This window comes from Dialister micraerophilus DSM 19965 (assembly GCF_000194985.1).
Classification (GTDB): Bacteria; Bacillota; Negativicutes; order Veillonellales; family Dialisteraceae; genus Dialister; species Dialister micraerophilus.
Map to the genome: position 1 here is coordinate 1,240,008 of NZ_GL878519.1, position 26,966 is coordinate 1,266,973.

A 26,966-nucleotide genomic window follows, 5' to 3' on the forward strand; every position below is an offset into this window, starting at 1 on the left:
TTTATGGCATCTTTTTCTTTCAATGAGATAAAAAAAGCAACAAGTGCTGAGCTGGTCAGCGGTAAAAAAACGGGAGTTTGCTTTAATGTGAGTATAGATTCCCGTACAATAAAGGAAAATGATTTATTTATAGCTTTAAAAGGAGAACGTTTTGATGGGCATGATTTTGTAATTAATGCATGCAAAAAAGGGGCTTCGGCTGTAATTATTTCCGATTCTGAGTGTTTGGAAAAAATATCTGAAGATTGTACGGTGTTTTTAGTTAAAGATACTAAAAAGGCTTTTGAAGATTTAGCGCATTTTAATAGAATGCGTTTTGATATACCTGTAGTAGCTGTAACCGGATCAAATGGGAAAACAACTACTAAGGATATGATTTCCGTTTTACTTTCCTCAAAATTCAATGTGTGTTCTACTGAAAAAAATAATAACAATGAAATCGGACTGTCCTTGACATTACTTAATATCACAAAAGAACATGATGCATGTGTCGTAGAAATGGGAATGAGAGGTTTTGGACAGATTGAAGAATTATGTAATATAGCAAAACCTACTATAGGTGTTATTACTAATGTTGGGACTTCACATATAGGTATATTGGGTAGTAAGGAAAATATTGCAAAAGCAAAAGGTGAATTGATTCAATCATTACCTGAAAATGGAATTGCAGTTTTAAATGGTGATGATTCATTTGTCAAAAAGATGGGAGAAAATTTCAAAGGTAGAGTTATTTATTATGGATTAAACGGTAATTATACCGTCTATGGAGAAAAGGTAAGTTTTGAAAACTTCGGTACAAAATATACTTGCGTATGTTTTGATGAAGCTTTTAAAGTAAATTTGAAACTTTTAGGAATACATAATGTTTACGATGCTTTAGCAGCAACTTCTACGGCACGTATTTTAGGTGTTGATGTTACAAAAATACAAAGAGTTTTGAGTGATTTTTCTCCAAGAGCGGGCAGGCAATCATTAATTGAAATTAATGGAATTAAAATTATTGATGATGCATATAATGCAAATCCGTTGTCTATGGAAATGGCTCTTCGTTCTTTGAAGCAAATATCTGCTAAAAATAAATATTTGGTTCTTGCCGATATGAAAGAGCTTGGGAAAAATGAAGAAAAATTTCATTATGAAATAGGCTTAAAAGCGGCAGATATGGGATTTTGCGGAATAATTACTGTCGGAGATTTGGCAAAATTTATAGCAAAAGGTGCAAAAGAAAAAGGCATGAAAATGATATATTCTTTCGATACTTGTAAAGAAGCTGCGGAATGCATTTTAAATATAGCAAAAGCAGGAGATGTTTTTTTATTAAAAGGGTCGCATTCAATGCAGATGTATACGATACCTGATTTACTGAAAGAAGAGTTAGAGAAATAATGGATAAAAATTTTTTCTTTTATTTGATAGAAGCAATATTGGCAGTTGTTATTTTATATTTTATAGGTATGCCGGTTTTACGTAAGTTAAAAGCACGGCAATCTATTAGAGAAGAAGGTCCTAAAGCACATAGAGCTAAATCAGGAACACCGACAATGGGCGGAATTTTTATGATTATAAGTTTTATTGCGGTTTCAGTTATGAACGGTTTGATTTCTGCCCAATCTATACTTTTTCTCTTTGTAGCGGTAGGGCATGGGTTTTTAGGATTTTTAGATGATTTTATAAAAGCCAGAAAAAAACGCAATTTGGGTTTAACTGCCAAAGAAAAATTGTTGGGTCAATTATTTTTATCCGTTGTATTTTGCTATGGGGTAGTAGAGATTTTAAAAATTCCTACTGCAATTTCAATACCTTTTTTAAATTATGATATATCATTAGGATGGTTATATTATCCATTTGTGGTTCTTGTAATTATAGGAGCATCTAACGCAGTAAATTTGACTGACGGTTTGGATGGATTGGCAAGCGGATGTTGTACAATTGCGTTTGCCGCTTATTCCGCATATTGCTATTTAAGCGGATATATCAATCTTAGTTATATGTGTCTGATTGTTGTTGGATGTTGTGTAGGATTTTTATTTTTTAACTATAATCCTGCAAAAGTATTTATGGGGGATACAGGTTCGCTTTTTTTAGGCGGAACAATTGCGGCCGTTTCTGTACTTACGAGAAGTGAATTACTTTTGATTTTATTTGGATTTATTTTTGTTATTGAGGCACTATCTGTGATAATTCAGGTTACCTCATTTAAGTTGTATAAGAAAAGAATTTTTAAAATGAGTCCTATTCATCATCATTTTGAGCTTTCAGGATGGAAAGAAACAAAAGTTGTATGGGTATTTTGGACTTTTGAATTTTTTATTGCGTTTGGAACATTGTTTATGATTATAAATAATGCTTGATAAGGTTGTTTATTTAAAAATAAAGTTATATACTAATTGTTATTGAAAAAATAATATCCGAGGGGGAAACATGAAGAATGTTTTAATTATCGGAGCGGGTATTAGTGGAGTGGGAGCTGCACATGTTTTGCTTCGACATAACTGTAATGTTGTTATTTCAGACTTAAATAATTCTTTTCAAAATACGGAAGAATATCAAGTATTTAAAAAGAAAGGTGTTAAATTTTATTTTGGAATTCAGACAAGCGAACAGTTGAAAGGCATAGATACTGTTGTGGTGTCTCCGTCAATATCATTAGAAAATATTTTGGTAAGGGAAGCTTTAGCAAGAAATATTGCAGTAATAAGTGAAATAGAATTGGCTTTTTGTATTACAAAAGCATCAATTTTAGCGGTAACCGGAACTAATGGAAAAACAACGACAACAAAATTATTGGGTCTTATGCTTAAAAATTCCGGTAAAAAATTCGCAGTTGCCGGAAATTTAGGAGTTTCATTAAGTGATAAAGCTGATTTAATTGATGAGAAAAGTATAATAGCAGCAGAAGTTTCAAGTTTTCAGTTGGAATTTATTAAAAATTTTAAACCCAAAACAGCTGCAATTTTAAATATTACACCTGATCATTTAGAACGTCATCATACAATGGAAGCTTATGTTCAAGCAAAAGCAAGAATTTTTGAGAATATGAATTTTGAAAATTGTATTCTTTTAAATGCAGATGATAAATATACGAATGAACTGACTGAAATGGCGAATAAGCATACTAATGTATGTTTATTCAGTATACAAAAAAATATTGATAACGGAGCTTTTCTTGATGGGGAAGAGCTTGTAATTTCATATAAAGGTAATAAGATTAATATTTGTAACAAAAATGAGTTACAAATAAAAGGTAAACAAAATTATGCAAATGCCTTAGCAGCATCATTTTTAGCATTTTTCAGCGGGATTTCTTTAGAGGCTATTCGAGCAGCTTTAAAAGAATTTAAGGGATTGCCTCATAGAATAGAATTTGTAAGAAAATTTAAAAATATAAATTACTATAATGACTCTAAAGCTACAAACACAGATGCTTCTATAAAAGGTATGGAAGCTTTTGATAAACCTGTGATACTGATTGCAGGTGGACATGATAAAGGTATACCTCTTTCCGAATACATGAAAAAAGTTAAAGAACATACAAAAGAATTGATATTAATCGGAGAAGCAACGGAAAGATTTGAGAAAGTTGCAATAAAAGAGGGAGTTTCCAATATAACAAGAGCAAAAGATATGGAAGATGCCGTTTATAAAGCTACAAAGTTTGCCGAAGCGGGAGATATAATTATTTTGTCGCCTGCATGTTCAAGTTTTGATATGTATAAAAATATGGCAGAGCGTGGAAATGATTTTAAAAGAATTGTAAATTCTATGCAATAAGTAGGTGCTGAATGAAAAAAATAATTATATCCGGAGGCGGGACAGGCGGTCATATTTATCCCGGTATAACAATTGCCAGAGAAATTTTGCAAATTGTAGAAGCAGAAATATTGTTTGTCGGAACACCTTTAGGAATGGAAGCAAAAATCATTCCACAAGAAGGTTTCGATTTTTTCGGTATTTCATCTTCCGGTTTGAAACGTAATTTATCATTTGAAAATTTTAAAACTGTATTCAAAACATTCGGTAGCGTTTGGAAAGCTAAAAAATTAATAAAAAGTTTTAAACCTGATGTGGTTGTCGGAACAGGCGGATATGTATGCGGACCTGTTTTACTTGCGGCGGCACTTTCAGGGATACCGACATTAATACAAGAGCAAAATGTAATACCTGGTATAACAAATAAAATTTTGAGCAGATTTGTTGATAAAATAGCTCTTGGATATGAGGATGCAAAGTTCAGATTTAAGTATCCGGAAAAATGTATTTATACAGGGAATCCTGTGAGAAGAGAAATTATAGATGCCAAGAGAGAAGAATCGAGACAAAAGTTAAATATTGATAAAAATGCGTTTATGGTATTGATTGCAGGAGGAAGCAGAGGAGCCAGAGCTATAAATAATGCAATGATCGAAGTTCATAATCATTTTAAAAATACTGAAAATCTTTGTTTATACCATGTTACAGGTGATAAAGAGTATGAAAATGTTATGAATGCATTAAATTCCGGTGGTGAAAAAAAATACGGTAAAAGCAGTATTATTGTAGGATACCAGCATGATATGCCTACGGCTTTGGCAGCTTCAGATTTGGTAATTTATAGAGCTGGTGCTATAGGATTGGCAGAACTGGCTGCAAAAGAATTGCCATCAATATTGATACCGTATCCATATGCGTCTGAAGATCATCAAACATATAATGCCAGAGTGTTTGTTGCTGCCGGGGCATCGAAAATGATTGTAGATAAGCATCTTACAGGGAAAGAATTAATTCAAGATATAGAAGATTTAATTGCCAATCCGGATATATTGCGATATATGTCTGAGGCTACCAAGAAAGTGCAAAAAATAAATGCAGGACAAGAGATTGCCAAATTGGTGTTTGAATTGTCGAAGTGGGGAAAAAGATGAATTTAAATAATTATAAAAGATTTCACTTTGTAGGAATCGGTGGAGTCGGAATGAGAGCATTGGCTAAAATAATGATAGATAAAGGATATATGATATCAGGATCTGATAATGTATATTCTTCAGAACTTGAAAATTTAAGAAAATTGGGAGTGGAAATATTTGTAGGGCATAATCCCCAAAATATTAAAAATGCTGATGTTCTTATAGTATCGACAGCTATTTCAAAAAATAATTCAGAAGTTTTGGAGGCCAAAAAACATAAAATACCGGTATTTCACAGATCTGATTTATTAGCAGCGATTCTTTGCGGAGGTAAAAGTATTTGTGTTGCAGGAGCACATGGAAAATCTACAACATCGGCAATGATAGGAAAAGTTTTTTGTGATGCTGAAAAACATCCGACAGTTGTTCTGGGTGGGAAAGTAGATTATTTAAATGGAAATTCAATTTTTGGAAATGGTGAATTTGTAATAGCAGAAGCGGATGAAAGTGACGGATCATTTTTAAAATTTAATCCGTTTATATCTGTTATAACTAATATAGAAGACGATCACTTAGATCACTATTTGACAGTAGAAAATATAAAAAATGCATTTATAAAATTTATTAATCAAACAGATAAAATTAATGGAAATACAATATTATGTATTGACAATGAAGGCGTAAAAAGTATTTTACCCAAGTTGGATGAAAATTCTTATATAACTTATGGAACTTCTGATAATGCTGAATATAAAGCTATTAATAAAAGATATATTGATTCTTATATGATGTTTGATGTATATCATAAAGAAAGTTTTTTGGGAACTGTAAGTTTGATGATTCCGGGAACACATAATGTCAGAAATGCTTTAGCAGCTTTAGTTACAGGTTTAATTTGCGGTATAGATTTTAAAACCATAGTAAAATCATTAATGGAATTTAATGGAGTTAAACGTAGGTTTCAAATTAAATACTCGGGTGAGGTAAAAATAGTTGATGACTATGCGCATCATCCGACAGAAATTATGTCTACATTGAAAGCAGCGAAAGAATGTGGAAAGCATCGTGTAATTTGTGCATTTCAGCCACATAGATATTCAAGAACGAATTTATTGAAGTACGAATTTGCAAATGCTTTTGATAATGCGGATATAATATTTATTACGGACATTTATTCTGCTGGAGAGAAGCCTATTAACGGGATAAGCGGTAAAATGTTGGTTGATTTAATAAAAGAGAAACATCCAACAAAAACAATTACATATATTAAAAATATGGAAGATCTTCCGGAAGCAATAAAAAATGAAATGCAAAAAGATGATATGATTATTACTATGGGTGCAGGTAATATTTATCGTGTAGGTGAAGATTTGATTATGTCAATAAAGGAAAGAGATAATGATTAATAAAAATACTAAAAATACTAAAATTACTGTACTGATGGGCGGTCCGTCAGATGAAGCCGAAATTTCAAGAAAGACAGGTAAAGCTATAGTTAATGCGTTATCGGGATTAGGATATTCCGTTGTGGGTTTGGAGTATCATCCTGAATGCGTACTTAAGCAATTACAAGAACTTAATACGGAAATAGTTTTTTTGGCATTACATGGTAAATATGGTGAAGACGGAACGATTCAAGGATTACTTGAATTGGCTGGAATTCCTTATACAGGATCAGGTGTAAGTTCAAGTGCAATTACAATGGATAAGATTTTTACTGCACATATTTTTAAAGAACAAGGTATAAGAATGGCAAAATCTATGTCTTTTAAAGAAAAAGAGGGAATTGATTTTGTCAATAATCAAATCTTGAAAAATTTTAATATGCCTGTAGTTTTAAAACCTGCATGTGAAGGTTCCACTATAGGTATAGAAATTGTAAAAGAATCAAATGATTTAAAAGATGCAATATGTCGTGTATTTAAAGTTGAATCACGTATTTTGGTAGAAGAATATTTAGATGGTGAAGAATTTACGGTTCCGGTAATGAATGGGAAAGCTATGCCGGTGATTCAAATTTGCCCACATTCAGGTCAATATGATTTTCATTCAAAATACACAAAGGGTGCAACTGATTATTTAGTACCGGCACCAATTTCAGAAGAACTGAAAAGTGAAATGCAATTAATGGCGGAAAAAGGATATCATGTTGCTGAATGTGAAGGTGTAGTCAGATTTGATATGAGAACCGATCATAATGGAGTTCCTTATGTATTGGAAGCAAATTCAATTCCTGGAATGACAGAAACAAGTTTGGTTCCTAAATCTGCAGCAAATATAGGTATAAGTTTTGCTAAATTGTGTGAAATGATATTAGAAGGAGCAGGACTGAATAAAGTGTAAAGAGAGTAAAAAATGCATGAATATAATGATTTTGAAAATTTCCAAAAAAAAATACGTAACGAACATGTAAATGTCAGTGAAAATGATAATAAAGATTTAAACGACAAGAATTTTGACGATAAAAAGATTCGTAAAGTTCTAAAAAAACGAAAGAAGCATAAAAAAAATAAAAAATTTAAAGTATTGTTTTATTTAATAATTTTCATAATAATTATTGTAGTTTCATTGCTTTTTTTGCCGATACCTTTTGGAATTTTGACAGTTACAGGAAATGATATTATAAAAACAGAAGATATTTTTTTTGAGGCTGAAATAAAAAAACCTATAAATATTTTCCAAATAAGAACATCTAATGTAGAAAAAAGATTGTTAAATGATATTCGTATAGAAGAGGTAGATGTAAGCAGACAATTTCCTTTTACTATAAATATAAAAGTTAAAGAGAGAAAACCTTTGGTGATAGTTCAAGGCGAGTTTTGCTATGCTATATTGGATAAAACAGGATTAGTTATAGAAACCGAAACTTCATTAAAAAAAGCAAATTATCCGATGATAACCGGGAAAAAATGGGGAAATCTTCTTTTAGGAGATACCGTTTCCGAATCAGATGTACTTCTTGCGTTGAAATTTATAAATAGTTTAAGTGAAGACGGTGTAAAATTATTTTCAGAAATCAACATAGGAAATAAAGATAATATAATCGCTTATACACGAAGCGGTATAGCTGTAAAATTGGGTAACGGTAAAAATATTGCAAATCAGGCAAAATTGGCGGAAAATATGGTTGGAGATATAAGTTCACGTCAATTGTCTGTAGAATATATTGATGCAAATACTTCTTCACCGTTCATAAAATTAAAAAAATAATTTTAAATTTGTAATTAGTGGCGAATTGCAATAAAGTATTGTAAAATAAAAGATATTAAATACATTGAAGAAAATATGACTTTTATAGATATAATCCGCTAATATATAAGGAGGAGCAGACATGGAAGGTTCGGGAATTGCAAAAATTAAAGTTATCGGTGTTGGTGGCGGTGGAAATAACGCTGTAAATCGTATGATTGAAGCTGAGGTTCAAGGTGTTGATTTCATTGCCGTAAATACAGAAATTCAAGTTCTGGATAAATCTAATGCAGGCGAGAAAATTCAGATAGGTGAAAAGGTAACGAAAGGCTTGGGCGCAGGTGCTAAACCGGAAATAGGTGAACAAGCAGCTGAAGAATCAAGAGATGATTTAGTGCGCTCTTTATCCGGCGCGGACATGGTATTCGTTACAGCAGGAATGGGTGGAGGAACAGGTACAGGAGCTGCTCCTGTAGTTGCACAATGTGCCAGAGAATTAGGTGCTTTGACCGTTGCAGTTGTAACAAAGCCATTTACCATTGAAGGTAAAGTTCGCATGAGAAACGCTATAGAAGGAATTGAAAAGTTAAAAGAAAGTGTAGATGCAATTTTAATTGTACCTAATGATAAGTTGTTAGGCGTTATTGATAAAAAGACATCGGTAAAAGATGCATTTAAAACCGCAGATGACGTATTAAGACAAGGTATACAGGGAATTTCCGATTTGATTACAGTTCCGGGAATAATAAATTTGGATTTTGCTGACGTTCGCACAATTATGAGTGACCAAGGTGAAGCGCTTATGGGAATCGGTGTAGGTACCGGTGACAATCGTGCAAGTGATGCTGCAACTATGGCTATCAACAGTCCTTTACTTGAACGCAGTATAGATGGAGCTAAAGGAATTATTATAAGTATTACAGGTAATGAAGATTTGGGATTGTTTGAGATAAATGAAGCATCTCAAATTATTACGGAAGCTGCAGATCCGGATGCAAACATTATTTGGGGTACTTCAGTAGATCCGAATTTGGGAGACGATACGGTAAAAATAACCGTTATTGCAACCGGATTTGAATCAAAGAAAAATCGTGGGACTGTAGGGACAAATAGTTTTAGAAGTAGTGTGAATAATACATCTATAGCAGTTCCGGAATTTCTTAAGAAATAATGTAAAGAGTCGCACCGGTTGTTGTGCGACTCTTTTTTTACGAAAAGAGTTTATTATGAAATGTCCATTTTGTAAAAATAAAGATACCAAAGTTACAGATTCCAGAGATACGGATGACGGTACTTCTATAAGACGTAGGAGACAATGTTTAACTTGTAAAAAGCGTTTTACTACATATGAATCAATAGAAAGTACACCGGTACGTGTTATAAAAAAAGACGGAACAAGAGAACTTTTTGATAAAAATAAGATACGTAACGGATTGATACGTGCTTGTGAAAAACGTAATATATCAACTGAGCAAATAGAACAAGTTGTAGAGAAAATTGAAATTAAAGTCTACAATGCATTAAAACAAGAAATATATACAGAAACTATAGGCAATTGGATTATGGAAGAGTTGAAAGAACTCGATCAAGTTTCATATGTCAGATTTGCCTCAGTTTATAGAGAGTTTAAAGATTTGGAAAGTTTTATGAGTGAGTTGAGAATGCTTATGCGTAAAGAATCCAATGAAAATGGTTTAGATAAAGAAGTTAAGGAAAATAAAAAATTATGATTTCAATTATTGAAAATGCTTTTAATAGTCATGAAAATGTATTAAAAAAATCTGAAATTTTATATCCTCAAATTGAAAAAATTGCAAATTTATGTAAAAATGCATTTGAATCCGGAAATAAGATTTTAGTATGTGGAAATGGTGGAAGTGCTGCAGATTCACAACACATAGCTGCAGAATTTGTTGCAAGATATTCAAAAAACAGAAAAAGTTTGCCCGCTGTTGCACTTACTACAGATACTTCTATATTGACAGCTATAAGTAATGACTATGAATATAATTGTGTTTTTTCCAGGCAGGTTGAATCTATAGGTAATTCTGGTGATGTATTAATAGGTATATCTACGAGCGGTCAAAGCAAAAGTGTAATTAATGCTATAAATACGGCGAATAAAAACGGAATTAAAACTGTAGCTTTTACAGGCAAAAATGGAAAAATTTTAGAAAATATTTCTGATATTTCTTTAGTAATTCCTTCCGATATAACGGCGAGAATACAAGAAATGCATATATTATGTGCTCATATTATTTGTGAAATTATTGATGAGTTTGAATGGTAAAAAGTGAAAAAAGCAGTTTTTTTGGATAGAGACGGTGTAATAAATAAAGATACGGGCTACGTGGGATTTATAGATGAATTAATTTGGATACCCGGAGCAAAAAAGGCCATTGCCGATTTAAATCAAAAGGGGTGGTCTGTTTTTGTGGTTACAAATCAAAGTGGGATAGCAAGGGGTTATTTTACAGAAAAAGATGTACAAAAATTGCATGAATATATGCATGCTGAAATAAATAAAGTTGGCGGTATTATTACAAAATTTTATTATTGTCCATATTTAAAAGGTGCAAAAATAAAAAAATATGATAAAGATTCTTCATTAAGAAAGCCTAATCCGGGAATGATATTAAAAGCAATGGAAGAGTATTCTATAGATAAGGAAAAATCTTTTTTAATTGGAGACAGTATTAGAGATTTACAAGCAGCAAAAAATGCCGGAATTCGCGGCTATTTGTTTAATGAAAAATATTTGGATAAATTTGTAAATAAATGTTTGGAATTTGAAAATAAATGAGTGTTGAAATGCCTATAAAAATTTTAGTTATCAAGATGAGTTCTTTAGGAGATATTGTACATTCTTTGCCATTTTTATATATGCTAAGACATACATATCCCGATGCTCACATTACTTGGGCAGTGCATGATCCTTATATTGATGTGTTGCCGGGAAAACCGTGGATAAATGAAAAATATGTTGTACATAGAAATAAAATGACAAATTTGTCTTATCTTCGTAAAGTACATAACGATTTGAAGTCTCGCAAGTTTGATTTGGTAATAGATTTGCAAATGCTATTTAAAAGTTCAGTTATAGCTTATTTATCTGACGGGAAAGTTAAAATTGGAAAAAATAAAAATACAGAATTAAGTAAATTTTTTTCAAAACCTATAAGCGGACCTAATAATAACGGGCATATTATCGAGCAGCTTTTAGATGTTGTAAGATATTTAGGTGGTAAAGATGGAAAAATAGAATTTCCTTTACCTGATTTTAAATTACAAGAGAATTCTATAAAATTGAAGTTGGAAGAAAACGGAATAAAGGGAAAATATGTACTTGTTGTTCCAGGTACTCGCGGTGCAAGTAAAATGTGGCCTGTGAAAAATTGGAAATTACTTGTTGAAAAATTGGTGGAACAAAATATTCCGGTAGTAATAACGGGAATGTTACAAGAACAACGAATGATAGAAGAAATAAGTTCATCTTTTAAAAATAATCAAGTGTTAAATATTGTAGGAAAAACAAGTTTATTGGATTTAATTGCTATAGAAAATTTATCGGCAGTGCATGTATCAGTAGATACAGGACCTTTGCATATAGCAAATGCATTGAAAAAACCTCTAGTTGCATTATTCGGGCCTACCTTTTCACAAAAAAGCGGACCGTATAATAATCCGTACAGTAGGGTAATATGTGCTGAAAATTCAGGAAATAAAAATGCTGATATGAGTACTATAACTGTAAAAAGAGTATATAACGAAATAATTGATTTATTTAACCATAAAAGGAGATAGTATGGAAATTATTACCAGTCTTAATAATAAATGGATAAAAACGGTTTCACAATTGCGATTAAAAAAATATAGAGATAAAAATAATTTATTCATTATGGAAGGAATTCGACTGGTAGAAGAGGCAGTTAAACTTAAATACTCGGAAGTTGTATGTTTTATATCTGAAAATGTAACAGAAAAGGAAAGAATACAAAATTTAATAAAAAATGGAAATTTATTAAAATGGAAAATTTTATTTGTAAGTGAAAAAGTTATGAATAAATTGTCGGGGACAAAACATACACAAGGTATTGTTGCAATAGTAAAAAAGAGATGTATTAATTTAGGTACATTGAAGTATAAAAATAATGAAAGATATGTTTTTTTAGATGAAGTTCAAGATCCCGGAAATGTAGGAACTATTATAAGAACTGCGGCGGCAACAGGAATGGATGCCGTTATTTTAAGTAAAGGTTGTGCAGATCCTTATTCAGAAAAAGCCATAAGAAGTTCAATGGGAAGTATATTCAGAATTCCTGTAGTAACAGATGTATCGATTGATGAATTGATTAAATGGAAAAATGAAACAAATATATTTTTTGTAGGAACATCATTACAAGATGCAGAGCCGTATACGCAAATTTCTTTATCGGGTTGCTGCATGTTTATATTTGGGAATGAAGGTAATGGCATTAGTCAAAAAATATTAAATATTTCAGATAAAAAGATTTATATTCCTCTTAAATCGAACGTAGAATCACTTAATGTATCTATAGCTACTGCAGTTATTTTATTTTATTATTCATAAAAGTGTATTGACAGGAGATTTAAATGACTAAAAAGCTTATAGTAAATGCTGACGATTTGGGAATTCATTATTCTGTAAATGAGGCAGTTGAACAAGCATTTTTTGATGGTATTTTAACAAGTACATCTTTAATAGCGGGTGGAAATGCATATACTGATGCAGTAACTAAAATAAGGAAAATGAATAGATTGGGTGTAGGTGTTCATTTGACTTTGGTAGGTGATATAAAGTCTGTTTGTTCACCTCATGAGGTTCCGAGTTTAACATGGGAACATGGTGTTTTTTGTCATAGCTATTTAGATTTAATAAAAAGAGATTTAAGAGGTTTGATAAACTATCAGGAAGTTTATGAAGAATGGGATTCCCAAATTTTAAAAATTATAAACGAAGGTATTGAAGTTACGCATTTAGACGGACATCAACATATGCATATGTGGAAAAGTTTTTTCCCGATAACAATTGAATTGGCAAAAAAATATAATATTCCTTGTATACGTGTACCGGATGAAAATTATTTTTTCGGAGTGAAATTAAAAAATATAATCCGAGGAATGGCAAAAATCGGATTGTCTGTATTATCTAAAAATAATAGAAAATATTTAATAAAAAATAATTTGAAGTCGAATGATTGGTTTTGGGGAATGATTTATGGCGGGCATTTTTCCGAAGAGCATATGTTGGAGGCTATTGACTCATTAGAGGAAGGTGTAAATGAGTTTATGACTCATCCAAGTTCAGATGAATGTGCAATGGAAGAAGAATTTAAATGGGGTTATCATGGGGAACGCGAATTATATGCTTTATTATCAAATAAGGTAAAAGAAAAAATAAAAAATAATCACATAGAATTGATTTCATATAAGGATGTAGGGAGTAAGTAATGAAAAAATCTAAGCAGAAGTTTTACTTGGTTGATTTTGAAATTTTACCGGAATCTATAAAGAAAACGATAAACGTAAAAGAAATGTTGAAAGAAGGATTAACATCAACTATTCATGAAGCTGTAAATAAAGTAGGTATAAGCAGAAGTGCATATTATAAGTATAAAGATCATGTTGCACCGGCATCAGAAGTTCCTAATACAAGACTATGCGTATTGGAATTGATGTTATCCGATGAAATATCAGTTTTTAATAAAATTATTAAAAGAATAGTAAAAGAGAATGCGATTGTTTCAATAAATAGGAATATTCCCGTCGGTAAATATTGTGTAACTGTGGTAGTATTCAGGACAGAATTTGATGACACTTTATTGGCATCTTTTGTTAATTCATTAGGACATATGAAAGGCGTTAAGTCCGTAGAAATAATAAATCAAGAGATTTAATATTTAAAAATATATGCTGAACTTGACAAAAAAAGATGAAATGTGTATGCTATTCAATGTAGTAATTGTCGGGACGTAGCTCAGTTTGGTAGAGCGCTACCTTGGGGTGGTAGAGGTCGCATGTTCAACTCATGTCGTTCCGACCATTTTTTTTAATATATTTTATAAGGAGGTTATTATTTGAATACTTTGAAATCTGTAATGCTCCTTGTATTGTTAAGTGTTATATTGATTTTTTTCGGGAATATTTTAGGAGGGCAAGACGGAGCTCTGGTTATGTTCCTGATTTCTCTCGGTATTAATTTTATAGTTTACTGGAATTGTGATAAAATTGCATTGTACAGTTATAATGCTAAAGCTTTGTCGGAGAGTGAAGTTCCGGAGTTATTTGAATTGGTAAGACAAGTGTCTATAAAAGCGCAGCTTCCTATGCCGAGAATTTATATTATACCCACTTCGGTGCCAAATGCATTTGCAACAGGAAGAAATCCCGAAAATGCGGCAATCGCCGTTACTGAAGGAATATTGCAATTGCTTGACAAAGATGAAATGGAAGGCGTGTTGTCTCATGAGTTATCTCATATAAAAAATAGAGATACTTTGGTGATGACACTTGCAGCTTCCATTGCAACTGCAATAGGCTATCTTGCAAATATTGCAAAGTGGTCGGTAATTTTCGGTGGAAGTAATAGGGAAAGAGATAACGGTGGGAATGCAATATCATTACTTGTTGCATCTGTTATTGCTCCGATTGCAGCAATGATACTTCAGATGACTTTGTCAAGATCAAGAGAATTTTTGGCAGATGAAAGCGGAGCAAAAATTTGCAAGAAACCGTTGGCATTGGCCAGTGCATTGCAGAAATTAGATGATTATGCACATAGAAGAGTTATTTCACAGTCTACTCCGGCTATGGCAAGTTTATTTATTATAAATCCTTTGTCGGGAGTAAGAGATATGGCAAGATTATTTTCTACACATCCTTCAACCGAGGCACGTGTAGAGAAATTATATAAAATTGCAAGAGAAATGCGATTAATTTAAGGAGGATAATTATGTCTGAAAAAACATTGGTATTAGTAAAACCGGATGGTGTAAGAAAGCATATTTGCGGAGAAATTATTTCTCGATTTGAAAGAAAAGGATTGAATATCGAAGCAATTAAAATGATTGATGTTCCGGTAGAATTGGCAAAGAAACATTATGCAGAACATGAAGGTAAAGGTTTCTTTAATGCTTTGATTTCATTTATCACATCCGGCAAAGTGTTAGCAATGGTTATAAGCGGAGAAAATGCAGTTGCTGCAGTTCGTCAAATTAATGGAGCTACAAATCCCTTACAAGCAGTTCCGGGTTCTATTCGCGGTGATTTTGCAACATCTATTGATGAAAACGTTGTTCATGCATCGGATGCAGTAGAAACAGCCAATAGAGAAGTAAAACTTTGGTTCCCTGAACTTCAATAATTTTAATTGGTAATTGACAATAAATTTAAAGTGATTGTATGATAAAAGAGGGCGGATGTCCTCTTTTATTTTTATGTAATTTAATGACGATAAGTTTTGAGGAATATATGATACGTAAATCCATCTATGATGCACTTGATTTTAATGATATAAGGAAAATATTACAAGAAAAAGCACCGTCAATGTTATCTAAAAAAATGGCGGAAAATATTGTACCTGAAACCGATTATTTAAAAGTTGAAAAATTATTGAATGAAACGGAAAATGCTTGTATATGTATTACTGAAGAAACCTCTACACCTATTGGCGAAACTCATAATATTTCGTTTATATTGGAAAAAGCGAAAAAAAGAATTTGTTTGATTCCTGAAGAATGTATAGATGTATTATCTTCAATAGAAACTTATAATAAAATGTATAATTATTTTATAGGTGAAAGGAATTTAAAATATCCTTATTTACAAGTAATTTCAAATGAAATTGTTCCGCTTAATGAGTTGGTTGAGGATATGAAAAAAGTTTTTACTGAATCCGGTGAAATCAATAAAAAAGCATCTTCGAAACTTGCGCAAATTTATAAAGAAAAAGAAATAATTAAAAATAGAATAAGAAGAGAGTTTCAAAGAATTTTACAAGATTCAAAATACGAAACTTTTTTTCAAGATAGAATTATAACGCAAAGAAACGGAAGATATGTCATACCTGTGAAAGAATCATTTAAATATAAATTTGATGGAATTGTTCACGACAGTTCTTCAACAGGACAGACTTTATTTATGGAACCTCTTTTTTCAGTGCATTTAAATAATGATTTAACAGAACTTGAAGTGGCTGAAAAAAAGGAAATTAAACTTATTTTGGAATCAGTTACAAACTCTATACGTGAGAGTGCAGATATTATAAAAAATAATTGTGATAAAGCAACCTTATTGGAATTTATATTTGCACGAGGAAATTTGGCTCTGTCTATGAAAGCAAAACGAGCAGCTCTTTCAGATGGAACTGAAATAAAATTAATAAATGCCAAACATCCTTTGATTTTAAAAGATAAAGTTGTGCCTATATCTTTTGAAATAGGTAAAAATTATAAAATAATGATAATAACAGGTGCAAATGCCGGCGGTAAAACTATTGCGATGAAAACTGCAGGATTATTTTGTATGATGAATCAATGTGGACTTTTTATTCCGGCAGATGAAGGGTCAGTTTTACCGGTATTTAAAAATATTTATGCAATTATAGGTGATGAACAAAGTATACAGAATAATTTATCTACGTTTTCTGCATATATTACTCAATTGTCGTCATTCTTACATAAAGCAAGTAAAAAAGACCTTATTTTATTGGATGAATTGGGATCCGGAACAGATCCTGTTGAAGGTGCAGCTTTGGCACAGTCTGTAACGGAATATTTGTCGGATAAAGGTATAGTATCTATTATTACATCACATTTCAGTGAAATGAAAAAGTTGGCATACGAAAAAGAAGGAATATTGAATGCTTTTGTAGAATTTGATGAAAAAACATTAATGCCTACATATAATTTGATACTGGGTGTAGCAGGTAACAGTAATGCTTTCAATATATGTAAAAGATTTGGAATTCCTGAATTTATTTTAGAAAGAGCACTTGAATTAAAAGAAAAATCTTCATTATATAATGTAGAAAAAATAATGGAACGTCTTAACTGTGAAATACGAAGTGTTGAAAAAGAGCGTAAAGATTTAAAAAACTCAATAGATGAAGCCGATAAATTAAAATTAAATTTACAAAATGAAGTAGAAAATTTTTATAAAAAGAAGGCCGATATATTGGAAAAAGCACGTGTTGAAGCGGAAAATATGAAACGCAGCGTACGTGTTGAAGCTGAAAATATTATAAAAGATTTGAAGAAAAAAGCAGCAAAAATAGAAAAAGAAACTGTAAATAAAGATGTAACAAGTATACGAAATCGTATTGACGGTATAAATATTCCAGATAGTTTAAATTTTAGAGACTCTCTGGAGTTAAAGGATATAAAAAAGGGAGACAATGTTTATATTGACACGTTGAATCAAGATGGAGTCGTAAATTCTATTTCCGGGAAAAAAATTACAGTTATTTGTGGAAATATTACTGTTACAGTAGATTTTCGTCATTGTTTTAGATCACATAATATAAAAACGGAGAAAAAAGTGATAAATAAAATTTATAATCCGATTAAGTCTGAATTTTCCGTGCAATCTGTTTCAACAAATATAAATGTAATCGGTAAAACTGTAGATGAAGCTGTACCGTTAGTAGATAAATTTTTAAATCAATGTTTTATGGCAGGAGTTTCACCTGTACAAATAATACATGGAAAAGGTACAGGAAGTTTAAGACGAGGAATTCATGAACATTTGAAAACATTGAATTTTATAAAAGAATTTCATTTGGCTGACGCAAGATTTGGAGGAGCGGGGGTAACTGAGGTATATTTTTAATCAGGATATTAATGCTACATAAAAATATAAATTTATAAATAACAGTACATAAATCGTTTTAATTTCATATTTATTTACAAAATTAAAATATATTTATGTTTTTGCTGTTTTAATAATAGTATTGTATAATGATAAATGATTTCTGAATATGATTAAAAGAATGAATACAATTGGATAATGAATATAACTACATATCTAATTAAAAATAGAGTTAATGGAAGGATGTTTTTTAATGATTCATTTTATTTTGGACAGTACTTCTGGAATATCGAAAGATATTTTGGATAAATATCCTCAGATTCACAAATTGCCGTTGTACATGTTTGTTGACGGTGAATATAGAGATGAATCGGAATTTACGATTGATGATGTAATAGAATACTCTGAACGTGAAAAGAAGGCTATTCAAACAAGTCAACCAAGTACCGGTGATTATATGAAATTGTTTGAATCGATACCGCAAGATGATGAAATAATAATTATTGCGTTAACGGTTGCAGTAAGTGGAACTTATAACGGCGCAGTTTTGGCGGCACGTCAATCAGGTCGCAAAAAAATAGCCGTAATAAATTCCAGGAGTACGGCAATAGGTATGATTCATTTACTTAGGGACGGACTTGAAATGGTTGAACAAGGATTGCCCTTTGAAAAAGTTGTTGAAGGATTGCAAGACGGTGCAAGTAGAATACGCACAACTTTTACTATGGAATCTATAGAATATTTGCGTAGAGGCGGACGTGTAGGTAAAGCTGCCGGTTTAATAGGAAGTATATTAAAAATAAGACCGGTAATATATTTGACTGATGAAGATGAAGTTGATGCATTGGCAAAAGTAAGAACACAGAAAAAAGGAATTGAAGCTGTAGTAAATTATTTACATGAACAGTCGCCTTGTAAACGAATCGGTGTTGTGCATATTAAAAATTTAGATGTTGCAAATGCTCTTCGTGATAGATTAAGTAAAGAATATCCGGATATCGATATAACGGTTTCTACAGGAACTCCGGTATTAACCTGTTATTTGGGACCCGGACTGGTTGGTATTATTTTTGAAAAAGCCAATTAATAAGAGGAGATTTTATGTATACAACTATTGATTCGGTATGTTTTAAAAATATGCTTGTGGGAGCATATCAGTTATTTGAAAAGAAATATGAAATTATAAATGCGTTAAATGTATTTCCGGTACCGGATGGAGATACCGGAAGTAATATGCTTAATACGCTGAAGTCTATGTATAGCATGATTAGCGATGTAGATACGGATGAACCGATAGGAATTATTGCCGAAAAAGCATCTATAGGGGCGATAATGGGTGCTCGTGGAAATTCAGGTGTTATTTTATCACAGATAATACATGGATTGAGCAGGGGGTTGCGCGGAAAGAAGACAGCAACTTGCGGACAGATGAGTAAAGCTTTTCAGTATGGTATTTTATATGCATATCGTGCGGTTACCCGACCGGTTGAAGGGACAATTTTATCGGTTGCAAGAGGTATAGCTAAAGGTACTCGCGATATATATCGTGTTGAAACTGATTTCAGTAAAATTCTTGAAGCATCAATAGTTTATGGAAATGAAGCTTTAGCCAAAACTCCTGAACAACTTAAAGTGTTAAAAGATGCAAATGTAGTTGATGCAGGTGGCCAGGGTTTAATATTCTTTTTGATGGGATGTTTAAACGGATTAACAGGTAAAGTACAAGATGTAGACGTAGAAATGAATGTAAAACCTGTAATAAGCAGATTAGAAACACATGGAGAATCATTTTCCATAGAATATCCATATTGTACGGAGTTTATAATAAGTCCATGTAAAGTTTCTGCAGAAGAAGTAAGAAAGAAATTGTATGCCTGGGGTGAATCTATGATTGTAGCTTCAGGAGACAATTTGGTTAAAATACATATTCACGCACAACGTCCGGGAATAGTTATAGATATGGCTTCAGATTGGGGCACACTGCATGACATAAAGTGCGATAATATGGTTGATCAATATAATAGAAAAAGTGCAAAGGAAAAAAGAATAACTAAAAAGCCTCTTGGAATGCTTTCCATAGTTACAGGAGACGGATGGAATGAAATATTCGGGCAATTAGGTTGTGATATAGTTTCCGGCGGACAAACAATGAATCCATCTGTGCAAGAATTGATGAATGGCGTAAAAAACGGTGAATATGAAAAATATTTGATTTTGCCGAACAATAAAAATATTATTCTTGCTGCAAAGCAGTTGCGTAAAATGCTTGGAGATACAGTAACGACAATACCTTCAGTGAATGTTATGGAAGGTCTTGTTGCTGCAATGGCATTCAATCCGAAAGCTTCGGTAGAAGAAAACGAAAAAGCTATGAATGAAGCTATGACGGAAGTAAAAACAGGTATGATTACAACAGCAGTAAGAGATAGTGTAATCGGAGATACAAAAATTCATAAAGATGATTTTTTGGGAATGTCTAAAGGGATGAAAGTTATTGCTGAAAAATCTTTAGAAAAATGTTTTTCCGTTCTTTTAAAGAATTTGGTAAATGAAGATTCTGAAATTGTTACTGTATATTACGGAAATGATATTACGGAAAATGAATGTTTGAAATTAATTGAAAATGTAGAATCCGAACACAAAGATTTAACCTTTGAAATGCAATATGGGGGACAGCCGTTGTATCCTTTAATGGTATCAGTAGAATAATAATAAAACCGTTATGAGTAATCATGACGGTTTTTACTATATTTAATATATGGGGGATTTATGATCAGATTGTATTTTGTAAGACATGGAGAAACCGAATGGAATAAAATCGGTAAATTTCAAGGATCTGCAGATGTAAGTTTAAATAATATTGGGAAAATCCAGGCTGATTTGACAGCTGAATATATCAAAAAATTTAAGTTCGATAAAATTTATTCAAGTCCCTTAAAGAGAGCATTTGAAACTGCATCCAAAATAGCTGAAAAGCAAAATATTGGAATAATAAAAGATGAAAGACTTAAAGAAATGAATTTTGGAGATTGGGAAGGGTTGTCTTTTGATTGTATAGAAACTAAATGGCCTGGAAGATTAAAAGAAATGTATTATAGCCCTGATAAGGTTAATATTCCTAATGGAGAAACATTTTTACAGGTACAAATGCGAACAAAAAATTTTTTAAATAATTTACTTGAAAATGAAGGGGATAAAAATTATTTAATAGTAAGTCATGGGGTGACACTGAGAATTATATTTTGCAATTTATTAGGAATTCCTTTAAATAAGGCATGGAATTTATCTCAAAAAAATGCAAATATTTCATGTATAGAATATCGTGATAAAAATAGAAGTATATTGATTTTTTTAAATTATACGGATCATCTGAGTAAAGTTAAAGAATAAGAACAAAAACAATAAAATAAAAAATGGACTTTATAACATATCGTATCTGATGTTGTAGAGTCCATTTTTAAAAATAATATATTCATTTGTTAATGTTATAATGCTTAATTAATAATTTCTTGCTGAATAATTTACAGAAATAATGTAGTATTGATTGAGTGTAGTAATCGATAATATGAATATCTTTTGTATTTATACCTATGTATAAAATTACATTTTTTTCAGTTTCACTAATATGTATGTTTTTAGGGGAAATATTTTTACAGAAATTCAATATTTCTGAAATATGCAAAATAAACGAAAGAATTTTTATTTCTCTTATTTCTTTATTATTTAATAGTGTAATATAAGAGGAATTTTTTATTATTTTATTTGAGAAACCGTTATGAAATGAAGCTATAAATGCAGTTTTTATTTGATCTTTATGGCTCCAACCAAAAATAGAAGCATTTAATATTATATAAGCGGTATGTTTTTCACTTTCAAAATAATTTACTTTTAAACCTATATTATGCAAAATACTTGCACAACGTAGTAATAAACGTGCATTTTGCGTAAGTTTATGTATATCTTTTAGCTTATCAAATAACAAAAGTGCAATCTCAGTTATATTATTTGAACTATTAACATTATTATCAATGAGCATTTTTTTATAATTTAAAACTGAATTTATCAGCATGGAATCAGAATTATATTTTTTATGAAAATTTAAACTGTGGTAATAGTTGAAAAATATACCTTCGCGTAATCCAGAAATTGAGATTGTAAGTGTTTTCGATGAAAGTGAATTTAATAGCTCATTTATAACAATAGCTCCTGCAAGTATAATATCTGATCTGTCTTCAGAAAGTCCCGGAATGTTTTTTCTTTTTTGAGATGCTTGAGAATAAATAATTTCAAATGTTTTTGAAATTGAACTTGAAGGGAGAGTATAATTATGTAATTTTTTAAATGGATAATTAATTTGCCTTTGATGTATTTTAGCTAAACTTCGCACAGTTCCCCCAATACCTATTAGAGGAATTTCTTCTTTTGGCAACCATTTAATTGACTTGATTTGATTTTGAATATATTTTTTTAGCGATTCAATTTTTTTTGATGAAATTTCTTTTTTTAAATTGAATTTTTCAGTAAGATTTACTGCGCCCAACGGTAAACTTATAGAATTGATTATTTTTTTATTTTTAATAAGGGATATTTCAATGCTTGCACCACCGAGATCAAACATCAGAAAATCAGTTTTATTTATTGTATGAATTACACCTGAAAATCCTAAATATGCTTCTTTTTTACCGTCTATTACATTAAGCTTTATTCCGGTTTCTTTTTTTACACGTTCTAAAAAATATTTTTTATTTGATGCGTTTCGTACCGCTGCGGTGGCTATAGCGAAAATTTTATCGACATTATAAATTCCAATAAAATTCGAATATACTTTTAAACAATTTACAGCTTTTTTTATAGCAGCTTCAGTCAAAATTAATTTTTTCCCCATTCCTTCCGCCAAACGAATGCTTTTCTTATCCTTGAAAATCAATTTGAAAGTCGAATCGGCATTTATCTCTTTTATGAGAAATCGAATGGAGTTTGATCCTAAATCAATGATAGCAATACGTTTCATATACACTCCTCAAGTCATATACTATTTAATTCAATTTTCTTCATTGTACAACAAATGTATTAATAAATCATAGTAATTTTTATGCTTATAATTAAATTAATTATGCTAAAATGTAGTTATTAAACACAAGTGAGGTGTTGAAGATGGAAAAAAAGGCATTGTTTTACGGAATTATACATATAGGTTCATCCAATTTATCATTGAGAATAGTTGAATATAAAAATATAGATAATATAAATGTAATTGAAGAAGTAAAAAAACATATTACTTTTGGAGAAGAGGTATTTCATAATGGAAAATTGTCTTTTGATTCTATACTTGAATTATGTAAAATGCTTAAAGGATTAAAGCAATTGTTATCGGATTACCAAGTAAAAGTATATTCAGTTTATGCAACATCGTTGCTTAGAGAAGCTGAAAATAAAAGAGCAATAATAGATTTAATTCGTGTTCATACAGGATTTAGAGTGCAAGTTCTGGATATGCCGCAAGAGATTTATTTTAAGCATTTTGCATTGCAGCATATATTAAGAGTTTCCAATTCTAAAAAACTATATTCACCTAATTTTAATTTTTTGTTTATAGATATCACTTCAGGTTGTATAGGACTTACGGTTTGGGAAAATGGAGTTTTAAGGTATCAACATAATATTCATATAGGAACGTTAAGATTGCTGGAAACGTTCAGTGTAAATCAAAGAGATTCTCAAGATTTTTCAATTGCTATTGAAGAGTATATACACGCTATAATGACGCCATTATGGAAATTTGTACTTCAATATAATCCTGAATATGTAGTTTTTTCAGGAAGTGAATCGCGTATTATGACGGAATTTTTAGAGCTGAAAATGAATGTAGATAATATGGTTTCTTTTAAATCTTCAGATTTTTATAAATCATATACCAAATTGAACCATTTTGTTTTTAATAAATCAAAAAATATTTCAAAATATGGAATTTTTTGGAAGTATGGTGTTTTGCCTACAATATATTTGTATAAGGAAATATTGGAAAACATAAAAACCGATAAAATTTTGATTATGGGAACAACATTCATTGAAGCGGTAGCGATGTTTTATGGTGCTGAAAAAACAAATGATTCCGTATTATCGAATATGAGAACTCAAAATTTAGAATTGACCCGCTCGATTGCAAGTTGTTATTTTTATGAACATGAGCATGCAAAAATAATGGAAAGTTTTTGTTTTACTATTTTAAATGAATTGAAAAAGAAAAATGGATTAACTAATCGTGATGAGTTTTTGCTTAGAATGTCAATAATTTTGTATCAAATAGGTAAATTTGTTAATCTTTTAGATTCATATAAACAAGGTTGGAATTTAATAAGAAGTACGGATGTTTTCGGAATTTCTGAAAAGGAAAAAGATATAGTAGCATGTATTGTTTATTATGCTCAGGGAGTTTTTCCACATGAAAAAGAAACTCCGTTTGCATTGTTGACAGATTCTGCTAAAATGACTGCACTTAAATTAATTGCAATTTTTCGTATGATTTTAGCTATGGATATATCAAGAAAGCAAAAATTAAAGAATATGACGGTAAAAATTGATTCGGATAAATTGGTAATTAATTATGACAGTTATCAAAATACTTCTTTAGAAGAGTGGATATTTGAAAAAGAAAAAGAGTTTTTTCAAAATATATTCGGTATAGAAGCAAGATTGGAAAGGAGATAAAAATGGATTCAAATTATTTTTCTTATTTACTGAATCGTGAACTTTCGTGGTTACAATTTAATAAAAGAGTGTTAAATGAATCAACGGATCCTAATAATCCGTTGCTTGAAAAATTGAAGTTTTTAGCAATTACAAGTTCGAATTTAGATGAGTTTTTTATGATTCGTGTGGCAGGATTAAAGCATCAAAAAGAAAGTAATTTTAAAAAACGTGATATTGCAAATATGACAGCCGAAGAACAACTTTGTGAGATTTCTAAAGAATGTCACAAGCTTGTTGAACAACAATATATTTATTTAAAAAATATTGTAAAATCATTGGAATCTGAAGGAATAATTTTTACTGAACCGGATAAACTGACAAATAAACAAAAACAATGGCTTAATAAGTATTTTGAAAGAGAAATTTTTCCGGTAGTAACTCCTTTGGCAGTTGATTCGTCCCATCCTTTTCCTTTTTTGGCATCTAAAAGCTTAAATGTTGCAATGCTTCTTGAAAAAAACGAACAAGATTTAAATTGTGATGAAGAAAATAACATAGATGTAAAAACTGCTATAGTTCCGGTTCCTGCAGTATTACCGAGAATAATAGCAATTCCAAGTGATTTTTCAGATTCAGGTAAACATTATTTTATATTATTGGAAGATGTAATTTGTTATTTTGCATCACGTTTTTTTATAGGGTATGACATGTTGGAGTCGGGATGCTTTAGAATTACTCGTGATGCCGATCTTAATATTGATGAAGAGGATGCAAGAGATCTTGTCATAGAAGTTGAACGACAGCTGAAGAAAAGGCAAAGAGGACAGGCTGTAAGACTTGAATATCAATCCGGAACAAGCAGATTTATGCGTAGATTTATGAGTCAAGAAACTAAATTGAGAGATGAAGATATGTATGAAATCAATGGACCGATTGATATAACGATGTTTTTTGATTTTTATAATATTAAAGGATATGACAAGTTAAGATATACTCAAGCTTATCCGCATACTCCATGGAGTATTTTAAAGGTAGATTCGTATGATAAAAAAAGTATTTTTGAAATTATAAGGAAAAAAGATTTACTGATTCATTTGCCATATGAATCATTTGAAGATTCCGTAGTTCGTTTTGTTTCTGAAGCTGCAAATGATGAAAATGTTTTGGCTATAAAACAAACTTTGTATAGGGTAAGTTCTTCAAGTGCAATTATACAAGCACTTGAAAGAGCGGTACAAAACGGTAAACAAGTAACGGTATTAATGGAAGTGAAAGCACGTTTTGATGAAGCAAATAACATTATAATGGCACGAAGACTTGAAAAGGCAGGTGCACATGTTATTTATGGGCTTGTGGGCCTTAAAACTCACTCAAAATGCACAATGGTAATACGTAGAGAGAAGGACGGAATTCGTAGATATGTGCATGTAGCAACAGGGAATTACAACGCAAAAACTGCAAAATTGTATACAGATTTAGGAATATTGACATGTAACGACAGATTTGGGATTGATGCATCTGCTTTTTTCAATTTATTATCAGGATATTCAGATCCTCCAGAATGGAATTCTTTTATAGTTTCACCTATTAATTTAAGGCAACGTTGTGTAGCTATGATTGATAGAGAAATTGAATTTGCAAAAAACGGAGAGAGTGCATCTATTATAGCTAAAATGAATTCTCTTTTAGATAAAGATATAATAATGAAATTATATGAAGCATCATGTGCCGGAGTTAAAATTCAGCTTATAGTAAGGGGAATATGTGTACTTATTCCGGGAATAAAAAATGTCAGTGAAAATATTAAAGTACGTAGTATAGTAGGACGTTTTTTGGAACATAGCAGAGTATTTATATTCGGGAATGGAGGAAATGAGGAGGTTTATATTGGTAGTGCAGATATGATGCCAAGAAATTTGAATGATCGTGTTGAATTGATGGTTCCTATAGAAGATTTTGAAATAAAATTAAGAATCAAGGATATGATTTTATCTGAACTTAAAGATAACCAAAAATCTTATACGATGAATTCTGATGGAAGTTGGTCAAAAAATATTAGTGAAAATAATAAATATAGCGCACAAAAATATTTTCAAAAATTATCTGAAGAAAGAGTAAATTCTCAAAAAATGACACTAAGACAAAAATTTGAACCGTATAAACCGATTATAAGATATTGGTTTTAAAAATGGCATAAAAATATGCCATCGCAAAAAAGTTCGTTTTGTGAAAACCTTTTTATTAAAAATTTAAGATAAATTTATTTGATAGTGTTATATCCCATGAATAGTGGGTAAAATGATATTTTAAAAATAAAATTAAATAACAAGTCTATATGAAGTGCACATAGTTAACAATAAAAAACAATAAAAAGGC

Annotated in this window: 24 protein-coding genes and 1 tRNA gene; 24 read left to right on the forward strand and 1 reads right to left on the reverse strand. The window is 30.9% G+C overall.

Annotated elements, in window-relative coordinates; genetic code table 11:
• Positions 1–3 precede the first annotated feature (3 nt).
• The 22 genes from HMPREF9083_RS05915 (at position 4) to cobC (ending at position 21,290) form a co-directional block, all read left to right on the forward strand.
• Positions 4–1,386, forward strand: coding sequence for a UDP-N-acetylmuramoyl-tripeptide--D-alanyl-D-alanine ligase (locus tag HMPREF9083_RS05915; protein ID WP_007556485.1), 1,383 nt, complete (start codon positions 4–6; stop codon positions 1,384–1,386).
• The gene (mraY, locus tag HMPREF9083_RS05920) at positions 1,386–2,351 is read left to right on the forward strand and encodes a phospho-N-acetylmuramoyl-pentapeptide-transferase (protein WP_007556486.1); all 966 of its coding nucleotides are present in this window, start codon (positions 1,386–1,388) and stop codon (positions 2,349–2,351) included. The genes HMPREF9083_RS05915 and mraY overlap by 1 nt, the downstream gene beginning before the upstream one ends.
• Positions 2,352–2,421: 70 nt before the next feature.
• Positions 2,422–3,771, forward strand: coding sequence for a UDP-N-acetylmuramoyl-L-alanine--D-glutamate ligase (murD, locus tag HMPREF9083_RS05925; RefSeq protein ID WP_007556487.1), 1,350 nt, complete (start codon positions 2,422–2,424; stop codon positions 3,769–3,771).
• 11 nt (positions 3,772–3,782) lie between these two features.
• Positions 3,783–4,901, forward strand: a complete 1,119-nt coding sequence (gene murG / locus HMPREF9083_RS05930; protein ID WP_007556488.1) for an undecaprenyldiphospho-muramoylpentapeptide beta-N-acetylglucosaminyltransferase — start codon at positions 3,783–3,785, stop codon at positions 4,899–4,901.
• Complete coding sequence (gene murC / locus HMPREF9083_RS05935) at positions 4,898–6,289, forward strand: UDP-N-acetylmuramate--L-alanine ligase (RefSeq protein WP_007556489.1); 1,392 nt, start codon at positions 4,898–4,900, stop codon at positions 6,287–6,289. Before murG ends, murC begins: the two co-directional genes overlap by 4 nt.
• Positions 6,282–7,226 (forward strand): D-alanine--D-alanine ligase family protein, encoded by a 945-nt coding sequence (locus HMPREF9083_RS05940; protein WP_007556490.1) that lies wholly within the window; start codon positions 6,282–6,284, stop codon positions 7,224–7,226. The genes murC and HMPREF9083_RS05940 overlap by 8 nt, the downstream gene beginning before the upstream one ends.
• Positions 7,227–7,238: 12 nt before the next feature.
• A complete protein-coding gene (locus tag HMPREF9083_RS05945; protein ID WP_007556491.1) occupies positions 7,239–8,093 on the forward strand; it encodes a cell division protein FtsQ/DivIB in 855 nt (284 codons plus the stop codon).
• A 121-nt stretch (positions 8,094–8,214) separates the two neighbouring features.
• Positions 8,215–9,243 (forward strand): cell division protein FtsZ, encoded by a 1,029-nt coding sequence (ftsZ, locus tag HMPREF9083_RS05950; protein WP_007556492.1) that lies wholly within the window; start codon positions 8,215–8,217, stop codon positions 9,241–9,243.
• A 55-nt stretch (positions 9,244–9,298) separates the two neighbouring features.
• Positions 9,299–9,802, forward strand: coding sequence for a transcriptional regulator NrdR (nrdR, locus tag HMPREF9083_RS05955; RefSeq protein ID WP_007556493.1), 504 nt, complete (start codon positions 9,299–9,301; stop codon positions 9,800–9,802).
• Positions 9,799–10,362 carry a D-sedoheptulose 7-phosphate isomerase gene (gene gmhA / locus HMPREF9083_RS05960; RefSeq protein ID WP_007553845.1) on the forward strand — a complete coding sequence of 188 codons (564 nt, stop codon included), beginning with the start codon at positions 9,799–9,801 and terminating at the stop codon, positions 10,360–10,362. The genes nrdR and gmhA overlap by 4 nt, the downstream gene beginning before the upstream one ends.
• A 3-nt stretch (positions 10,363–10,365) precedes the next feature.
• Positions 10,366–10,875, forward strand: coding sequence for a D-glycero-alpha-D-manno-heptose-1,7-bisphosphate 7-phosphatase (locus HMPREF9083_RS05965; RefSeq protein WP_007556494.1), 510 nt, complete (start codon positions 10,366–10,368; stop codon positions 10,873–10,875).
• 8 nt (positions 10,876–10,883) lie between these two features.
• Positions 10,884–11,876 (forward strand): glycosyltransferase family 9 protein, encoded by a 993-nt coding sequence (locus HMPREF9083_RS05970; RefSeq protein WP_035062883.1) that lies wholly within the window; start codon positions 10,884–10,886, stop codon positions 11,874–11,876.
• 1 nt (position 11,877) lies between these two features.
• Entirely contained in the window at positions 11,878–12,663 is a 786-nt protein-coding gene (locus HMPREF9083_RS05975; protein WP_035062756.1) for a TrmH family RNA methyltransferase, read from the forward strand.
• 23 nt (positions 12,664–12,686) lie between these two features.
• A complete protein-coding gene (locus HMPREF9083_RS05980; RefSeq protein WP_007556497.1) occupies positions 12,687–13,544 on the forward strand; it encodes a ChbG/HpnK family deacetylase in 858 nt (285 codons plus the stop codon).
• Positions 13,544–13,990: a hypothetical protein gene (locus tag HMPREF9083_RS05985; protein ID WP_007553882.1), complete on the forward strand. Its 447-nt coding sequence runs from the start codon at positions 13,544–13,546 to the stop codon at positions 13,988–13,990. Before HMPREF9083_RS05980 ends, HMPREF9083_RS05985 begins: the two co-directional genes overlap by 1 nt.
• A 69-nt stretch (positions 13,991–14,059) precedes the next feature.
• A tRNA-Pro gene (locus HMPREF9083_RS05990) sits at positions 14,060–14,136 on the forward strand.
• Positions 14,137–14,170: 34 nt separating this feature from the next.
• Positions 14,171–15,034: a zinc metalloprotease HtpX gene (locus tag HMPREF9083_RS05995; protein WP_007556498.1), complete on the forward strand. Its 864-nt coding sequence runs from the start codon at positions 14,171–14,173 to the stop codon at positions 15,032–15,034.
• Between the two features lie 11 nt (positions 15,035–15,045).
• Complete coding sequence (ndk, locus tag HMPREF9083_RS06000; RefSeq protein ID WP_007553839.1) at positions 15,046–15,456, forward strand: nucleoside-diphosphate kinase; 411 nt, start codon at positions 15,046–15,048, stop codon at positions 15,454–15,456.
• Between the two features lie 107 nt (positions 15,457–15,563).
• On the forward strand, positions 15,564–17,921 hold the full coding sequence (locus tag HMPREF9083_RS06005; RefSeq protein ID WP_256998189.1) for an endonuclease MutS2: 2,358 nt from the start codon (positions 15,564–15,566) through the stop codon (positions 17,919–17,921).
• A 232-nt stretch (positions 17,922–18,153) separates the two neighbouring features.
• A complete protein-coding gene (locus HMPREF9083_RS06010) occupies positions 18,154–18,987 on the forward strand; it encodes a DegV family protein (RefSeq protein WP_035062757.1) in 834 nt (277 codons plus the stop codon).
• 14 nt (positions 18,988–19,001) lie between these two features.
• Complete coding sequence (locus HMPREF9083_RS06015; RefSeq protein WP_007556501.1) at positions 19,002–20,609, forward strand: DAK2 domain-containing protein; 1,608 nt, start codon at positions 19,002–19,004, stop codon at positions 20,607–20,609.
• Positions 20,610–20,669: 60 nt separating this feature from the next.
• Positions 20,670–21,290, forward strand: a complete 621-nt coding sequence (gene cobC / locus HMPREF9083_RS06020) for an alpha-ribazole phosphatase (RefSeq protein WP_007556503.1) — start codon at positions 20,670–20,672, stop codon at positions 21,288–21,290.
• A gap of 82 nt (positions 21,291–21,372) precedes the next feature.
• Here cobC and ppx read toward each other — a convergent pair whose 3' ends face one another.
• Positions 21,373–22,911 (reverse strand): exopolyphosphatase, encoded by a 1,539-nt coding sequence (gene ppx, locus HMPREF9083_RS06025; protein ID WP_007556504.1) that lies wholly within the window; start codon positions 22,909–22,911, stop codon positions 21,373–21,375.
• Between the two features lie 143 nt (positions 22,912–23,054).
• On the opposite strand from ppx, the gene HMPREF9083_RS06030 reads away from it, so the two are divergent.
• Both HMPREF9083_RS06030 and ppk1 read left to right on the forward strand, forming a co-directional pair.
• Positions 23,055–24,608, forward strand: coding sequence for a Ppx/GppA phosphatase family protein (locus tag HMPREF9083_RS06030; RefSeq protein ID WP_007556505.1), 1,554 nt, complete (start codon positions 23,055–23,057; stop codon positions 24,606–24,608).
• A gap of 2 nt (positions 24,609–24,610) precedes the next feature.
• Complete coding sequence (gene ppk1, locus HMPREF9083_RS06035; protein WP_007556506.1) at positions 24,611–26,776, forward strand: polyphosphate kinase 1; 2,166 nt, start codon at positions 24,611–24,613, stop codon at positions 26,774–26,776.
• The last annotated feature ends 190 nt before the right edge of the window (positions 26,777–26,966 follow it).

Bases quoted from the DNA above. Each gene is read 5' to 3' on its own strand.
- HMPREF9083_RS05915 (WP_007556485.1), top strand. From the start codon at position 4: ATGGCATCTTTTTCTTTCAATGAGATAAAAAAAGCAACAAGTGCTGAG.
- mraY (WP_007556486.1), top strand. From the start codon at position 1,386: ATGGATAAAAATTTTTTCTTTTATTTGATAGAAGCAATATTGGCAGTT.
- murD (WP_007556487.1), top strand. From the start codon at position 2,422: ATGAAGAATGTTTTAATTATCGGAGCGGGTATTAGTGGAGTGGGAGCT.
- murG (WP_007556488.1), top strand. From the start codon at position 3,783: ATGAAAAAAATAATTATATCCGGAGGCGGGACAGGCGGTCATATTTAT.
- murC (WP_007556489.1), top strand. From the start codon at position 4,898: ATGAATTTAAATAATTATAAAAGATTTCACTTTGTAGGAATCGGTGGA.
- HMPREF9083_RS05940 (WP_007556490.1), top strand. From the start codon at position 6,282: ATGATTAATAAAAATACTAAAAATACTAAAATTACTGTACTGATGGGC.
- HMPREF9083_RS05945 (WP_007556491.1), top strand. From the start codon at position 7,239: ATGCATGAATATAATGATTTTGAAAATTTCCAAAAAAAAATACGTAAC.
- ftsZ (WP_007556492.1), top strand. From the start codon at position 8,215: ATGGAAGGTTCGGGAATTGCAAAAATTAAAGTTATCGGTGTTGGTGGC.
- nrdR (WP_007556493.1), top strand. From the start codon at position 9,299: ATGAAATGTCCATTTTGTAAAAATAAAGATACCAAAGTTACAGATTCC.
- gmhA (WP_007553845.1), top strand. From the start codon at position 9,799: ATGATTTCAATTATTGAAAATGCTTTTAATAGTCATGAAAATGTATTA.
- HMPREF9083_RS05970 (WP_035062883.1), top strand. From the start codon at position 10,884: ATGCCTATAAAAATTTTAGTTATCAAGATGAGTTCTTTAGGAGATATT.
- HMPREF9083_RS05975 (WP_035062756.1), top strand. From the start codon at position 11,878: ATGGAAATTATTACCAGTCTTAATAATAAATGGATAAAAACGGTTTCA.
- HMPREF9083_RS05980 (WP_007556497.1), top strand. From the start codon at position 12,687: ATGACTAAAAAGCTTATAGTAAATGCTGACGATTTGGGAATTCATTAT.
- HMPREF9083_RS05985 (WP_007553882.1), top strand. From the start codon at position 13,544: ATGAAAAAATCTAAGCAGAAGTTTTACTTGGTTGATTTTGAAATTTTA.
- ndk (WP_007553839.1), top strand. From the start codon at position 15,046: ATGTCTGAAAAAACATTGGTATTAGTAAAACCGGATGGTGTAAGAAAG.
- HMPREF9083_RS06005 (WP_256998189.1), top strand. From the start codon at position 15,564: ATGATACGTAAATCCATCTATGATGCACTTGATTTTAATGATATAAGG.
- HMPREF9083_RS06010 (WP_035062757.1), top strand. From the start codon at position 18,154: ATGATTCATTTTATTTTGGACAGTACTTCTGGAATATCGAAAGATATT.
- HMPREF9083_RS06015 (WP_007556501.1), top strand. From the start codon at position 19,002: ATGTATACAACTATTGATTCGGTATGTTTTAAAAATATGCTTGTGGGA.
- cobC (WP_007556503.1), top strand. From the start codon at position 20,670: ATGATCAGATTGTATTTTGTAAGACATGGAGAAACCGAATGGAATAAA.
- ppx (WP_007556504.1), bottom strand. From the start codon at position 22,911: ATGAAACGTATTGCTATCATTGATTTAGGATCAAACTCCATTCGATTT.
- HMPREF9083_RS06030 (WP_007556505.1), top strand. From the start codon at position 23,055: ATGGAAAAAAAGGCATTGTTTTACGGAATTATACATATAGGTTCATCC.
- ppk1 (WP_007556506.1), top strand. From the start codon at position 24,611: ATGGATTCAAATTATTTTTCTTATTTACTGAATCGTGAACTTTCGTGG.